At 73.5% G+C, this 13,600-nt stretch carries 14 protein-coding genes; 6 read left to right on the top strand and 8 right to left on the bottom strand.

Features of this window, described 5'->3' with window-relative positions; genetic code table 11:
• Window positions 1-16 precede the first annotated feature (16 nt).
• Window positions 17-1,312, bottom strand: coding sequence for an MFS transporter (locus AC0IVP_RS19400; RefSeq protein ID WP_056293342.1), 1,296 nt, complete (start codon window positions 1,310-1,312; stop codon window positions 17-19).
• Between the two features lie 97 nt (window positions 1,313-1,409).
• A complete protein-coding gene (locus tag AC0IVP_RS19395; RefSeq protein ID WP_471758705.1) occupies window positions 1,410-1,973 on the bottom strand; it encodes a DUF7282 domain-containing protein in 564 nt (187 codons plus the stop codon).
• 149 nt (window positions 1,974-2,122) lie between these two features.
• Here AC0IVP_RS19395 and AC0IVP_RS19390 point away from each other — a divergent pair, with 149 nt between their 5' ends.
• Window positions 2,123-3,547: a glucose-6-phosphate dehydrogenase gene (locus AC0IVP_RS19390; protein ID WP_471758703.1), complete on the top strand. Its 1,425-nt coding sequence runs from the start codon at window positions 2,123-2,125 to the stop codon at window positions 3,545-3,547.
• 233 nt (window positions 3,548-3,780) lie between these two features.
• Here the strand turns inward: AC0IVP_RS19390 and AC0IVP_RS19385 are convergent, their stop codons facing one another.
• Entirely contained in the window at window positions 3,781-4,587 is an 807-nt protein-coding gene (locus tag AC0IVP_RS19385) for an LURP-one-related family protein (RefSeq protein WP_471758701.1), read from the bottom strand.
• Window positions 4,588-4,633: 46 nt separating this feature from the next.
• Between AC0IVP_RS19385 and AC0IVP_RS19380 the strand changes: the two genes are divergently transcribed.
• From AC0IVP_RS19380 to AC0IVP_RS19370, 3 genes are all read left to right on the top strand, one after another.
• Complete coding sequence (locus tag AC0IVP_RS19380) at window positions 4,634-5,911, top strand: ArgE/DapE family deacylase (protein ID WP_471758699.1); 1,278 nt, start codon at window positions 4,634-4,636, stop codon at window positions 5,909-5,911.
• The gene (locus AC0IVP_RS19375) at window positions 5,908-6,522 is read left to right on the top strand and encodes an HD domain-containing protein (protein ID WP_471758697.1); all 615 of its coding nucleotides are present in this window, start codon (window positions 5,908-5,910) and stop codon (window positions 6,520-6,522) included. The genes AC0IVP_RS19380 and AC0IVP_RS19375 overlap by 4 nt, the downstream gene beginning before the upstream one ends.
• 93 nt (window positions 6,523-6,615) lie before the next feature.
• Window positions 6,616-6,852 carry a DUF6458 family protein gene (locus AC0IVP_RS19370; protein ID WP_471758695.1) on the top strand — a complete coding sequence of 79 codons (237 nt, stop codon included), beginning with the start codon at window positions 6,616-6,618 and terminating at the stop codon, window positions 6,850-6,852.
• A 6-nt stretch (window positions 6,853-6,858) separates the two neighbouring features.
• On the opposite strand, the gene AC0IVP_RS19365 is transcribed toward AC0IVP_RS19370, so the two are convergent.
• Window positions 6,859-7,134: a DUF4031 domain-containing protein gene (locus AC0IVP_RS19365; RefSeq protein ID WP_471758693.1), complete on the bottom strand. Its 276-nt coding sequence runs from the start codon at window positions 7,132-7,134 to the stop codon at window positions 6,859-6,861.
• Between the two features lie 17 nt (window positions 7,135-7,151).
• On the opposite strand from AC0IVP_RS19365, the gene AC0IVP_RS19360 reads away from it, so the two are divergent.
• Window positions 7,152-7,502: a bleomycin resistance protein gene (locus AC0IVP_RS19360; protein WP_471758691.1), complete on the top strand. Its 351-nt coding sequence runs from the start codon at window positions 7,152-7,154 to the stop codon at window positions 7,500-7,502.
• Window positions 7,499-8,494 (top strand): Gfo/Idh/MocA family protein, encoded by a 996-nt coding sequence (locus AC0IVP_RS19355; protein WP_471758689.1) that lies wholly within the window; start codon window positions 7,499-7,501, stop codon window positions 8,492-8,494. Before AC0IVP_RS19360 ends, AC0IVP_RS19355 begins: the two co-directional genes overlap by 4 nt.
• Before the next feature lie 98 nt (window positions 8,495-8,592).
• On the opposite strand, the gene AC0IVP_RS19350 is transcribed toward AC0IVP_RS19355, so the two are convergent.
• The 4 genes from AC0IVP_RS19350 to AC0IVP_RS19335 all read right to left on the bottom strand — a co-directional run bounded on the left by AC0IVP_RS19350 (window position 8,593) and on the right by AC0IVP_RS19335 (window position 13,572).
• Window positions 8,593-9,591 carry an iron-siderophore ABC transporter substrate-binding protein gene (locus AC0IVP_RS19350; protein ID WP_471758687.1) on the bottom strand — a complete coding sequence of 333 codons (999 nt, stop codon included), beginning with the start codon at window positions 9,589-9,591 and terminating at the stop codon, window positions 8,593-8,595.
• A 187-nt stretch (window positions 9,592-9,778) separates the two neighbouring features.
• Window positions 9,779-11,404 carry a chaperonin GroEL gene (groL, locus tag AC0IVP_RS19345; protein ID WP_056293375.1) on the bottom strand — a complete coding sequence of 542 codons (1,626 nt, stop codon included), beginning with the start codon at window positions 11,402-11,404 and terminating at the stop codon, window positions 9,779-9,781.
• Window positions 11,405-11,611: 207 nt separating this feature from the next.
• Window positions 11,612-12,724 (bottom strand): non-hydrolyzing UDP-N-acetylglucosamine 2-epimerase, encoded by a 1,113-nt coding sequence (gene wecB / locus AC0IVP_RS19340; protein WP_471758685.1) that lies wholly within the window; start codon window positions 12,722-12,724, stop codon window positions 11,612-11,614.
• The gene (locus tag AC0IVP_RS19335; protein WP_471758683.1) at window positions 12,721-13,572 is read right to left on the bottom strand and encodes a hypothetical protein; all 852 of its coding nucleotides are present in this window, start codon (window positions 13,570-13,572) and stop codon (window positions 12,721-12,723) included. Before AC0IVP_RS19335 ends, wecB begins: the two co-directional genes overlap by 4 nt.
• Window positions 13,573-13,600 lie beyond the last annotated feature (28 nt).

Here is a 13,600-nt window from a genome sequence, read left to right as displayed (position 1 = left end):
CGCACTCGATGCCGCGTCAGGTCAGCTCGGTGCCCTTGGTCTCGCGCAGGGTGAGGATGACGCCGAAGGCGATGGCTGCGGCGACGGCCACGTAGACGAAGAAGAACACCGGGTGCCCGGCGTCGGACAGCGCCGTGATCACCAGCGGTGCCGTGCCGCCGAAGAGCGCGACCGTGAGGTTGTACCAGGACCCGATGCCGGTGGCCCGCAGCTCCGTGGGGAACAGCTCGCTCATCACCGCAGGGGCCAGCGAGGCCATCATCGCGTACAGCCCCAGGCCCACGCAGAAGACGACGATCAGCGAGAAGAGGTCGTCGCGCACCAGGAACGACAGCGGGATGATGAGCACCGCCATCGCCCCGGACCACACCAGCATCTGCGGCTTGCGCCCGACCCGGTCCGACAGCGCGCCCAGCGGGTAGCACAACGCGACGAACAGGGCCGTGCCGATGCTGAGGGCGATGAAGACCTGGTTGCCGTCGGCGCCGCGGAAGTTGATCGCGAACGGGGTCAGCGCGGAGAAGAACGTGTAGTAGCTCAGCGTGGACAGCAGCGTGAAGGCGCACAGCTGCAACACCGCCCGCGGGTGGTCCCGGATGGTCTGCATCAACGGGTTCTTGGTGGCCCGGGCCTTGGCTGCGTTCTCCTCGAACTGGTCGGTCTCGGCCAGCGACCGGCGCAACCACAGGCCCACGAAGCCCAGCAGGCCACCGACGCCGAACGCGATCCGCCAGCCGTAGGCCTGCAGCTGGTCCTCGGTGAGCACCGTGGTGAGCAGCACGCCCATCAGCGAGGCCAGCAGCAGCGCGGTGCCGGTGGAGATGTAGAAGAACGCCGAGTAGCGGCCGCGGCGGGCCGGCGGGGCGATCTCGGCGAGGTAGGCCGAGGCGTTGGAGACCTCACCGCCCAGGCTCATGCCCTGGGCGATGCGGGCCAGCAGCAGCAGGATCGGGGCCAGCCAGCCGACCTGCTCGTAGGTCGGCAGGACGGCGATGACCAGCGAGCCGCCGGCCATCAGCAGGATCGTGACCAGCATGCCGGCCTTGCGGCCCTTGAGGTCGGCGAAGCGGCCCAGCACGTAGCCGCCGAGCGGGCGGAAGAAGAAGGCCAGCGCGTACGTCGACGTCGCGCCGATCAGGGCCAGCGCGTCGTTCTCGGCGGGGAAGAACTGGCCCGCGAAGTAGACGACGAAGGTCGCGTAGACCGTCCAGTCGAACCACTCCACGGCATTGCCGATGCTGGCCGACACCAGGGTCTTCACCGGCAGCTTGTGCTGCTCGGTGTCGGGCTGCCGCTGGACGGTGCTGCTCACGGTGGGACTCCCGTCGGTGGGCGCTGGGTCGCGAGCCACCGTAGTGACCCAGGACTCAGCTCGCTCACCGACGGGACCCAGCTCCCGCCCGGGTGGCTCAGTTGACGACGTACTCCGCGCCGTCGTCGACCACGTCGTCGTCGGTGCCGTCGTCGTCGTTGTCGTCGTCGGCGTCCTCCGGCTCGGCGACGGGCTGGTCGGTGCCCTCGTCGAAGCTGCCGCTTGCGTCGGTGTCGGCGTACAGGGTCGCCTCGAGGTCGGCGTCACCGTCCAGCGGCGGGGCGAGGTCGACCTGCACGTCGGTGCTCACCCCGGCGTCGACGGAGGTGCTGCCCAGCACGGTGTTGTCGTCGCTGCGGTCGTCGTCGTCGACGCGGACGACGACGAAGCCGGCCTCGGGGGCAGAGACACGGGCGACGACGGCGGTGTCACCGCCACCGGACTGGTCCTGGAAGTCGATGGCGGCGGCCGAGCCGCCGGCGCCCTGGGAGGCCGAGGCGTCCGAGGAGGAACCTGCCGAGGATGCCGCGGAGGAGGCGCTGCTGGAGCCGCTGGAGGCGACGGAGGCGACGCCCACGGCGTCGTCGTCGGACCCGCAGGCGGAGAGGACGAGCAGGCCGGCCACGGCCGGCAGAGCGAGGAGCATGCGGGAGGAGGTCATGTCACCGATCGTGCGCAGCGCTCCCGAGACCCACATGAGCCCGACATGAGAGCAGTCTCATCGGAGGCGCTGCGCGTAGTCCCAGGTGGGCGGGGCACAGTGGGCCCGGAGTCCGCCGGCCGCCCGCCGGTGGACGTGAGAGGAGCACCGTGACCGAGAACGCGACGAGCGACCGCACGTCCCCGCCCACCGTCTTCGTGCTGTTCGGGGCCACCGGCGACCTCGCGCGCCGGATGGTGCTGCCGGCCTTCTTCCAGCTCGCCCAGCACGGCCTGCTGCCCCCGGACTGGCGGTTGGTCGGCAGCGGCCGCGGCGAGCGCTCCGACGAGGACTTCGTCGACCACGTCCGGGGTGCCCTGGAGGAGTTCGGCCCCTCGCCCGACGACGGCCCGTGGGACGAGTTCGTCACCCGGCTGCGCTTCGCCGGCGGCGGCTTCACCGTCGAGGACCCCGGCGCACTGCTCGACGCGGTGTCCGCGGCGCGTGAGGACCTGGGCGAGGAGGCCCAGCTGGTGCACTACCTGTCGCTGCCGCCCAAGGCCTTCCTGGACTACACCAGGGCCCTGGGTGAGCACGGCCTCGCCGAGGGGTCCCGGGTGGTCTACGAGAAGCCCTACGGCGCCTCCCCCGACGGGTTCCGCGAGCTCGACGAGGTCGTGCACTCGGTCTTCGACGAGCAGCAGGTCTTCCGGATCGACCACTTCCTGGGCAAGGAGGGCACCCAGGACCTGCACGTGCTGCGCTTCGCCAACGGCCTCTTCGAGCACGTCTGGAGCCGGGAGCACGTCGCCCAGGTGCAGATCGACGTCCCCGAGGACCTCGACGTCGCCGACCGGGCCGACTTCTACGACGGCACCGGCGCCACCCTGGACATGCTGGTCACCCACCTGTTCCAGGTCGCCGCCGAGGTCGCCATGGAGCCGCCGGTCAGCTTCGCCGCCGACGACATCCTCGCCGCCCGCGAGTCCGTGCTGGCCGCGTTCCGGCCGCTGGCACCCGAGGACGTCGTCCTGGGCCAGTTCGAGGGCTACCGCGACCTGGACGGCGTCCCGGACGACAGCACCACCGACACCTTCGTGGCCGCGCGGCTGTTCATCGACTCCGGCCGCTGGCGCGGGGTGCCGTTCCTGCTGCGCACCGGCAAGCGGATGGCGGCCAAGGAGCAGCGGGTCAGCCTGGTGCTGCACCGGCCCAAGGGCCCGGTCAACGACGTGCCGGCCAACGGCAACGTGATCAGCCTGTCGCTGGCCGGCGCCGGTGCCGTCGACATCGACGTGATGGCCAAGCGGCCCGGCCCCGACCTGGCGATGGCCCCCGCCCGGGTCTCGCTGGACCTGTCGAAGATCCCCGGCGGGGACCCCCTGCCGCCCTACGTCTCGCTGATCCACGACGTGCTCACCGGCGACCGGTCGCTGTTCACCACCAGCGAGGGCCTGGCCCAGACCTGGCGGGCCCTGCAGCCGGTCCTCGACGACCGTCCCGAGGTGCACCCCTACGAGCCGGACTCGTGGGGTCCGGCCGAGGCGACGGCGCTGGCCGGCGAGCACGGCTGGCTGCTCGGCCAGACCGAGTAGAGGTCCCTCGTGCAGATGGCCTGACGACGAAGGCCCCCTCCCGGTGCGGGAGGGGGCCTTCGTCGTGCGGTGGGGTCCGGACCGGACGCTGGTCGCCTCGCGGCGAGTTGCGCATCCGGGGCTCCAGCCTCGTGAGAGCGGTATTCCCCGGCGGCAGTTATCCAGTGGAGCCCGGGGACACAGGTCGCCCGGCCCGGACGTCTCCCAGGGTACGCCCCACCGAGCCCCCCGACTCAGTTGAAGCCGCGGTCGTCCTGCTTGAGCGCGGTGTCCACGGTCAGGGCGCTGGCGACCACGAGGCTGGCCAGCGGGTCCTCCAGCCGGCGGTGCACCTGGACGACGTAGTTGTCCGCGGTGGTGAACGACGTCCGCAGGAAGCCCTCCCACTTCTTGGTGATCCGGGCGACCTCCTGTCCGGTGTGGTCGGTGATCGAGAAGTCCCAGGCCCGCCAGTTCTCGGCCTGGATCGCCCCGGCCACCTGACCGCCCACGACGAGGTCGAAGCGGATCTTGCCGAAGACGTTGGCCTGCACGATCTCCCCGACCGGGGTGCCGTCCCCGCGGGAGACCTGCACCCTGGACTTCACCAGCTTCGCCGGCCGGGTCAGGTGCAACACCACCCCGTGGGCATCGCGGACCTCGAGCTGGTGCGTGAGGAACTGGTCGAGCTGGGAGACGAAGCGCAGCGCCTTCTTGGCCGCGGACTGGCCCACCTGGACGACGGCGCCGATCTGCTGGCCGTTGGCGTCGAAGACCGAGTACTCGTTGGTCAGCTCGATCAACTTCGTCTTCTGGTTGACCACGAGCGTCGGCTGCTCGAAGAGCGGCGAACGGGGCGGCGCGCCGCCGTACTGGCCCGGCTGCGGCTGTGCCGGTGCCTGCTGCACCTGCACCGGGGCGGGTGCCGGCTGGCCCGCCGGCGGCGGCGGCCCGGCCGCCTGCTGGACGTGCTCGGTCCAGCCGTTGCCGTCCCACCAGCGGGTGCCGGGGGTGCCTGCGGGGTCGGGGTACCAGCCCGGCGGGGGCGGCGGAGAGGACATGGCAGGCACCGTAGTGCCGCCGCGGACGGCTGCCAGACTGGCGCGCGTGACCGGTCTGAGCGAGGTGGAGGCCCGGGTCCTGGACGCCCTGGACACCGGGTGGCTGCTCGACCGGCTCCGAGAGCTGGTGGCCGTGCCCTCGGTGGGCGGCACCGACGCGGAGTCCGACGCCCAGCACCTGGTCGCCGGCTGGCTGGAGGACACCGGCACCGACGTCGACCGCTGGCCCATCGACCTGGTGGCCGCCGCGACCGCGCCGGACGCCCCCGGCCAGGAGGTCGTGCGGTCCGAGGCGTGGGGCGTCGTCGGCACCCTGCCCGGGGTGCAGGACGGCGACCCGGCCCTGGTGCTGTGCGGGCACTCCGACGTCGTCCCGGCCGGGGACCCGGCCCTGTGGCCCGGGGACCCGTTCACCCCGCGGTTGGCCGACGGCGTCCTGCACGGCCGCGGCACCTGCGACATGAAGGGCGGGCTGGTGGCCGCGCTGGCCGCCGTCCGCGCCGTCAGCGCCACGGGGGTCCGGCTGGTCCGCCCGCTGGCGGTGCACAGCGTGGTCGGCGAGGAGGACGGCGGGCTCGGCGCCTGGGCGACGCTGGAGCGCGGGCACCGCGGCGACGCCTGCGTCATCCCCGAACCGACCGCGGGGTCGGTGATGACCGCCAACGCCGGCGCGCTGACCTTCCGGCTCACCGTCACCGGGCTCGCCGCGCACGGCGCGATGCGGGACGCCGGGGTCAGCGCCGTCGAGCTGTTCGCCGAGGTGCACGCCGCGCTGCGGGCCCTGGAGGCCGAGCGGCAGGACGACGTCGACCTCTTCCTGGGCACCCGGCTGCCCTACGGCATCTCCATCGGGACGGTGCAGGCCGGCGACTGGTCCTCGACCGTGCCCGACCGGCTGGTCGCCGAGGGCCGCTACGGGGTGCGGGTCGGCGAGCCGGTGGAGACCGCCCGCGGTGTCCTGGAGAGCCACCTGGCCCGGTTCAGCGCGGGCCACCCCTGGCTGGCCGAGCACCCGGTGCGGGTCGACTGGGTCGGGGGCAGCTTCGCCAGCGGGCAGCTGCCGCAGGGCTCGCCGCTGCTGCCCGCCGTCCAGCAGGCCGCCGTGGACGCCGGCCGTCCCCGGCCGGCCGAGCGCGCCGTCCCCGCCGGTACCGACCTGCGGTTGTACGCCGCGGCCGGCGTCCCGACGCTGCACTACGGGCCCGGCGACCTGGCCCTGGCACACGCGCCCCGCGAGCAGGTCCCGCTGGCCGACGTCGAGCACGTCGCCCGGGTGCTGGCCCTGACCGCGCTGCGGGAGTGCGGGGTGCACTCGTGGGTGTGACCTTCGAGGACTGGGCGGCCCTCGCCGGGGACTCCGCGACGTCGCGCACCGAGTGGGCCGCCGTGCTGGGCGCCTGGGCCGAACCGCACCGGCGCTACCACGACGTCGCGCACCTGGCTGCGGTGCTGGGCATCGTCGGCGAGCTGGCCGACGCGGCCACCGACCCGACGGCCGTCGCCCTCGCCGCCTGGTACCACGACGTGGCCTACGACCCCCGCCGCTCGGACAACGAGCAGGTCAGCGCCGACCGGGCCAGGATCGGACTGCTCGGTCTGGTGCCCGACGCCGTGGTCGAGGAGGTCGTCCGGCTGGTGCTGCTCACCACGAGCCACGACCCCGCCGACGACGACGCGGACGGCGCCGTGCTGTGCGACGCCGACCTGGCGGTGCTGGCCGGTCCCCCGGAGCACTACGCCGCCTACGCCTCCGCGGTCCGCGAGGAGTACGCGCACCTGGACGACGACGTGTTCACCGCCGGGCGGATCGCGGTGCTCGAGCAGCTGCTGGCCCTCCCCCGGCTGTACCGGCTGGAGCGGACGGCGGCGCTGTGGACCGAGCCGGCCCGGGCCAACCTGACCGCCGAGCTCACCCTGCTGCGGGCCCGGGCCTGACCCCTCCGGGGTGGTCGAGTGGCGGGGCGACCGGCTGGGCGGGACCGTGACGCGACGTCCCCCAGCCCGGGCGGGCCCGCTCGAGGAGAACCCATGAGACTCGGTACCGGCATCTTCCTGCTCGCGCTCGGCGCCATCCTGACCTTCGCGGTGACCGCCCAGCTCCAGGGCGTGGACCTTCGGGTCGTCGGCTGGATCCTGATGGGCGTGGGCGCGCTGGCCATCGTGGTGGAACTCGCCGTCTGGGCGCCGCGTCGCCGCCGGGTGGTGCGCACCGACGGCTACGAGGGCGGACCCGTGCGCCGGTCGACCACGGAGGAGACCTACTGACCGGCGTCAGCCCCGCGCGGGCCGCGGCTTCCTGACCCGCAGACCCGCGGCCAGCAACCGGGACAGCAGCTCCCGGGCCGACACCGACTCCGCGCCGGCCGCGACGGCGACCGCGTGCAGCTCCTCGGGGACGTCGTAGTGGTCCCCCTGGAACGCCCGCCGCGGGATGCCCAGCTCGGCCTCGACGAAGGCGTGCAGCTCGTCGTAGTCGGTGTCGCTGACCAGGTGCGACCAGAGCCGGCCACGCCAGGGCCACACGGGGGTGTCGATCAGCACGGCCACCGTGCCATCGTCGCAGCATGACCGACGTACGGGCGTGCCCGATCCTGCCGGTGGCCGACCTGGACCGGGCGCTGGCGCACTACGCCGCCCTGGGCTGCACGGTGAGCCGGCACGACGACACCTACGGCTTCGCCGCGCTGGCCGGGGTGGAGCTGCACCTGTCCGTCGTGGCCGACCACGATCCGCTGCGGAGCGCCTCCGCGGTGTTCCTGCACGTGCCCGATGCCGACGACCTCGCCCGACGCTGGGCCCAGGTGCCGCGGACCGGCGGCCCGGTCGACACCGACTACGGCATCCGCGAGGGCTGGCACATCGACCCGGACGGGAACCTCCTGCGCTTCGGGTCCCCGCTACCGTCGTCCGGGTGAGCACAGAGACCCGCTGGGGCATCGTCGGACCGGGCCGGATCGCCGAGAACGTCGTGCGGGACTTCCCGCACGTGCCGGGCGCTCGGGTGACCGCCGTCGGCTCCCGGTCGCTGGACCGGGCTCAGGCCTTCGCCGACCGGCACGACGTCCCCACCGCGTACGGCTCCTACGACGAGCTGGTCGCCGACCCCGACGTCGACGTGCTGTACCTGGCGACCCCGCACCCCCAGCACCACGCCATCGCCCTGCAGGCGATCGCCGCAGGCAAGTCGCTGCTGGTGGAGAAGTCTTTCACCGCCACCGTCGCCGGGACCCAGCAGGTCGTGGACGCCGCGCGCGAGGCCGGCGTCTTCGTCATGGAGGCGATGTGGACCCGCTTCCAGCCCGCCGTCGTCCGGCTGCGGGAGCTGATCGCCGAGGGCGCGATCGGCGAGGTGCGCTCGGTGCAGGCCGACCTGGGCGTGGCCCGCGAGTTCGACCCCGAGGACCGGCTGTTCGCCAAGGAGCTGGGCGGCGGCGCGCTGCTGGACCTCGGGGTCTACGTGGTGTCCTTCGCCCAGATGCTGCTCGGCGACCCCGACCAGGTCCGCGCCGTGGGCTCGACCTTCCCCACCGGTGTCGACGCCGAGGCCGCCCTGCTGCTGGGCTGGGACGACGGCCGCAGCGCCACCCTCACCACCTCGCTGCGCAACGCCCTGCCCGGCCAGGCCCGGGTGTTCGGCACCGGCGGCTGGGTCGACGTGCTCCCCCGGTTCCACCACCCGGCCACGATCGTGCTGCACCGGGCCGGCGCGGACCCCGAGGAGATCACGCTGCCGGCCACCGGCACCGGCTACAGCCACGAGATCGCCGAGGTGCACGAAGGCGTGCTGGCCGGCCGCACCGAGTCCGCCGTCATGCCGCTGGCCGACACCCTCGCCGTCATGCGGGTGCTCGAGCAGGCCGCCGGCCAGCTCGGCGTCACCTTCGCCGAGGCCCCTGCGGGGGCATAGGGCCCTCTGCACCCCGTCCTCGGCGTGGGAGGGGGTGCAGAGGTCCCTCTGCCGGCCCGGGCCGGCCCGGCCTGGCTGGCCTGACCGGCGCGATGGACTCAGATGGTGATCTGCTCCACCGGGGTGGCCGGGTCGCCGTCGGCGGCGGCGGCCAGCGGCGGGACGATCAGGTCCAGCGCGTAGGGCAGCGACAGCGGGCTGGTGAAGCCCAGGGCGGCCGGGAACTGCTTGTCGAACCCGCCGACGAAGACGGTGCGGTCCTCGCTGACCACGGGCAGCGCGGCGAACAGCGGCTCGGACAGCAGCGCCGCCTGGTCGGTGCCCGCCGCGACCAGGACGTCGCCGTCGAGGGCGTCCAGGGACTCCGCCGACAGGGAACCGGTGGTCGCCGGCGCCACGAAGCCCAGCTCGGTGAAGAACTGCATGCGCAGGTCGGTGTCGGGCAGCGCGCCGTGCGTGCCCTCGAACCAGTAGTCCAGCGCGAGGGTCTGGCCCTCGAAGGAGGGGTTGGCCTCGCGGGCGTCGGCGAAGGCACCCTCGACGTCGGCGACCAGCGCGTCGGCCTCCTCGGCCTTGCCCAGCGCGGCGCCGTCCATCCGGGTCTGCTCCTGCCACGGGGTGGCGCCCAGCTCGTAGTCGGCGGACTCGGCCACCGTGGGGGCGATCTCCGACAGCAGCTCGTAGGTGCTCTCGTCGATGAAGGAGTAGACGCCCAGGATCAGGTCGGGCTGCAGGGCCGCGATCGCCTCGAGGTCCAGCTCCTCGGCACCGACCGTCGGCAGCGGCTCGTCGGGCAGCAGGTCCACCGCCCACGGGCGGGTGTTCGCGTCGTAGCTCAGGTACTCGCGGACGCCGACCGGGGTGACGCCCAGGGCGAGCGCGAAGTCCTGCTCGTTGAAGCCGATGGTCACCACGCGCTCGGGCTCGGCCTCGATCGTGGTCTCGCCGAAGGTGTGCTCGATGGTCACCGGGAAGGCGCCGTCGGAGGACGACGAGGAGCCGCCGGCGGCCGGGGTCTCCTCCTCGGAGCTGCCGCAGGCGGTCAGGGTCAGCGCCAGTGCGGCGGTGGCGAGGGCAGCCAGGGGACGACGGCTCATGAGGGGGTGCGCTCCAGGGTGGGTCCGACGGGTACCAGGTGAGGTTAGCCTGCCCTTGTCACCCTTCCGGCTCTGGGGGTTCCTGCACCGGGAGACGCCGAACGGGGCGGCCTCCTCGCGGAGACCGCCCCGTCCGGGCAGTGCGTGGTGCAGGTGTCAGCTCACGCCGACGGTGGTGCGGCGGGACTCAGAAGTCCATGCCGCCCATGCCGCCGTCGCCACCCGGCATCGCCGGCGCGGACTTCTCCGGCTTGTCGGCGATGACGGCCTCGGTGGTGAGGAACAGAGCCGCGATGGAGGCGGCGTTCTGCAGGGCGGAGCGGGTGACCTTGGCCGGGTCGATGATGCCGGCGGCGACCAGGTCGACGTACTCGCCGGAGGCCGCGTTCAGGCCCCAGCCGATCTCGGAGTTGCGGACCTTCTCCGCCACGACGCCGCCCTCGAGGCCGGCGTTGATCGCGATCTGCTTGAGCGGGGCCTCGAGCGCCACGCGGACGATGTTCGCCCCGGTGGCCTCGTCGCCGGTGAGCTCGAGCTTCTCGAAGACGGAGCTGGCCTGCGCGAGCGCGACGCCACCTCCGGCGACGATGCCCTCCTCGACGGCGGCCTTGGCGTTGCGCACCGCGTCCTCGATGCGGTGCTTGCGCTCCTTGAGCTCGACCTCGGTCGCGGCACCGGCCTTGATGACGGCGACGCCACCGGCGAGCTTGGCCAGACGCTCCTGGAGCTTCTCGCGGTCGTAGTCGGAGTCCGACTTCTCGATCTCGGCACGGATCTGGTTGACCCGACCGGCGATCTGGTCGGTGTCGCCGGCGCCCTCGACGATGGTGGTCTCGTCCTTGGTGACGACGACCTTGCGGGCGCGGCCGAGCAGGTCGAGACCGGCGTTCTCCAGCTTGAGGCCGACCTCCTCGGAGATGACCTGGCCACCGGTGAGGATGGCGATGTCGCCGAGCATGGCCTTGCGGCGGTCACCGAAGCCCGGGGCCTTGACGGCGACGGACTTGAAGGTGCCACGGATCTTGTTGACCACCAGGGTCGCGAGGGCCTCGCCCTCGACGTCCTCGGAGATGATCATGAGGGCCTTGCCGGACTGCATGACCTTCTCCAGCAGCGGCAGCAGGTCCTTGACCGAGCTGATCTTGGAGTTGACGACGAGCACGTACGGGTCGTCGAGGACGGCCTCCATGCGCTCGGTGTCGGTCACGAAGTAGGGCGAGGTGTAGCCCTTGTCGAAGCGCATGCCCTCGGTGAGCTCGAGCTCGAGGCCGAAGGTGTTGCTCTCCTCGACGGTGATGACGCCTTCCTTGCCGACCTTGTCCATCGCCTCGGCGATGAGCTCGCCGATGGCCGGGTCAGCGGCGGAGATGGAGGCGGTGGCAGCGATCTGCTCCTTGGTCTCCACGTCCTTGGCGGTCGAGAGGAGGTACTCCGAGACGGCGGCGACGGCCTTCTCGATGCCCTTCTTGAGGGCCATCGGGTTCGCGCCGGCGGCGACGTTGCGCAGCCCCTCGCGGACGAGGGCCTGGGCGAGCACGGTGGCGGTGGTGGTGCCGTCACCCGCGACGTCGTCGGTCTTCTTGGCGACCTCCTTGACGAGCTCGGCCCCGATCTTCTCGTACGGGTCCTCGAGCTCGATCTCCTTGGCGATGCTCACACCGTCGTTGGTGATGGTGGGGGCACCCCACTTCTTCTCCAGCACGACGTTGCGGCCCTTGGGGCCGAGGGTGACCTTGACGGCGTCGGCGAGGGTGTTCATGCCCCGCTCGAGGCCGCGGCGGGCCTCTTCGTCGAAGGCGATCATCTTGGCCATGTGGTGGTGTCCTCCATGCGTGGCTCGCTGCTGGCCGGGCGGTGCCCGCGACGGACGACACCCGCGCCGTGGACGCTCCTGCGGCCCACGCGCCGGTGCCTCACCGGTCCGACCTGATTGGCACTCAGGTGCTCCGAGTGCCAGCTGCGAGTCTGGCACTCGACCCCGGTGAGTGCAAGGAGTGGGGGGGGCCCGGAGCCCGCTCGGTCAGACCGCGACGGCCAGCGGCAGGGGCCGGCGGGCCCGGACGGCGCCCAGGGTCAGCGCGGCGATCCGCTCGGCGGCCCGGCCGTCCCCGAAGGGGCTGCTGCGACCGGCCAGCACGGCCGCCCAGCCCGGCCGCAGCAGCCACCGGGCGGCCTCGAGGACGCCGTCGGGGGCGGCGAGCACGCTGAACCCGGCGTCCACGGACTCCGGGCGTTCGGTGCTGGTGCGCACCACGACGAGCGGCTTGCCCAGCACGGTGACCTCCTCCTGGACGCCCCCGGAGTCCGAGACGAGCAGCCGGGCGTCGGCGGCCAGGGCCAGGAACGTCGCGTGGTCCACCGGCCCGGTGCAGTGCACCGCGGGCGGGACGAGACACCCGCCGGTGAGCAGCGCCGCCCGGGTGCGGGGGTGCAGCGGCAGCAGCACCGGCAGGCCCAGCCCGCCGAGGGAGCCCAGCAGCGCCTGCAGCCGCACCGGGTCGTCGGTGTTCTCCGGGCGGTGCACCGTGGCCAGCACGTACTCCCCCGCCAGCACCCCGTGGGCGGCCTGCACCGCAGCCCGCTTGCCGGGCCCCGGGAGGGCACGCCGGGTGGCCTCGACGATGGTGTTGCCGGTGACGTGCACGGCGCCGGCGGGGGTGCCGGCGCGCAGCAGGTGCTCGGCGTTGCCCGCCGTGGCGGCGCAGTGCACGTCGGCGACCGCTCCGATGACCAGGCGGTTGACCTCCTCGGGCATCGCCCGGTCGTGCGATCGCAGGCCCGCCTCGACGTGCACCACCGGGATCCCCAGGTGGTGCGCGGCCTGCGCCCCGGCGTTGGCCGAGTTCGTGTCGCCCTGGACGACGACGGCGTCGGGCCGGTCGGCCCGGAACCAGTCGGTCAGCCCGGTCAGCATCAGCGCCAGCTGGTCGGCGCGGTCCCGTCCGCCGACGCCCTGCACCGGCTGCGGCGGGCGGTGCATGCCGACCGCGGCGAAGAAGACGTCGGTGAGGTCGGCGTCCCAGTGCTGCCCGGTGGACAGCGGCCGCGCGACGGGGCCCAGGGCCTCGACGACGGGGGCCAGCTTGATGATCTCCGGCCGGGTGCCCATCACCACGGCCACCCGGGGGGTCACGCGAGCAGCACCGGACCGCCGGTGCGCCGGCGTACCCAGCGCGCCGCCAGCACCCCCCAGACGGCCAGCACGCCGGCGGCGGCCGCGGTCCAGCCCGACAGGGGCACGGCCGGGACCGGCAGGGTCGCCACGTTCACCCCGCAGGTCGCGGAGGCGATGTCGATGCGGGCCACCGAGTCCAGCAGTGTCACGTAGAGGGCACTGACCCGGACGCTGCCCGAGCCCTGCGGGGCGGTCTGGCCACCCAGCAGGAGGGTGGCGACCCCGCCCAGGGGCACGCTGACGCCGCCGACCGGGTTCGCGGCCAGCGCGATCGGCAGCACGACGGTCGCCTGGGCGTTGGCCAGGGCCGCGCTCGCGGTCGTGACCCCGGCGGAGGTGGCGGTGCACTGCGAGGAGAGGGCGTCGGCGGTGATCTCGCCCAGGGACACCCCACCCACCCCGAGCAGCCGGATCCGGACCCCGCCGGTGCCCTTGACCACGGTGCACGCACCGTCGGCACCGATGGTGATGCCGCCGCCGGCGCCGACCAGCGCGGCGCACGCGGCCGAGGTCCCGTCGGGCCGGGCCACCGCCTTCTGCACCAGCGCACCGGAGGTGATGAGCGTCTGCGAGCCGAGGACGCCCAGGGCGGGCGCGCTGTCACCGGTCGACGTGCCGGTCTGGCCGTCGTGGTCGGCCGCGACCTGCCCGGAGGAGGCGACGCCGCCCCCGGCCAGCACCAGGGACGCCGCGATCGCCGACGCCCGGGAGGTGTCGGCGGACGCCGGGCCGGTCCACAGCAGCACCAGGGCCGTCGTCGCGGCGAGGACGACGCCCGCTCGGCGGCGGAGGGGGGTGCGGGTCACGGTGCGTCGCTCTCGTCGGGGGTGGGCG

The sequence above is a fragment of the Klenkia sp. AC732 genome, from assembly GCF_979256525.1.
Note: the sequence above shows the minus strand (reverse complement) of the source record. Positions and strands in the feature narration are given on the sequence as shown.

Excerpts from the sequence above, each read along its gene's own strand:
- AC0IVP_RS19360 (WP_471758691.1), top strand. The coding sequence starts at position 7,152 with ATGACCGACGTACGGGCGTGCCCGATCCTGCCGGTGGCCGACCTGGAC.
- AC0IVP_RS19385 (WP_471758701.1), bottom strand. The coding sequence starts at position 4,587 with ATGTCCTCTCCGCCGCCCCCGCCGGGCTGGTACCCCGACCCCGCAGGC.
- AC0IVP_RS19370 (WP_471758695.1), top strand. The coding sequence starts at position 6,616 with ATGAGACTCGGTACCGGCATCTTCCTGCTCGCGCTCGGCGCCATCCTG.
- AC0IVP_RS19350 (WP_471758687.1), bottom strand. The coding sequence starts at position 9,591 with ATGAGCCGTCGTCCCCTGGCTGCCCTCGCCACCGCCGCACTGGCGCTG.
- groL (WP_056293375.1), bottom strand. The coding sequence starts at position 11,404 with ATGGCCAAGATGATCGCCTTCGACGAAGAGGCCCGCCGCGGCCTCGAG.
- AC0IVP_RS19395 (WP_471758705.1), bottom strand. The coding sequence starts at position 1,973 with ATGACCTCCTCCCGCATGCTCCTCGCTCTGCCGGCCGTGGCCGGCCTG.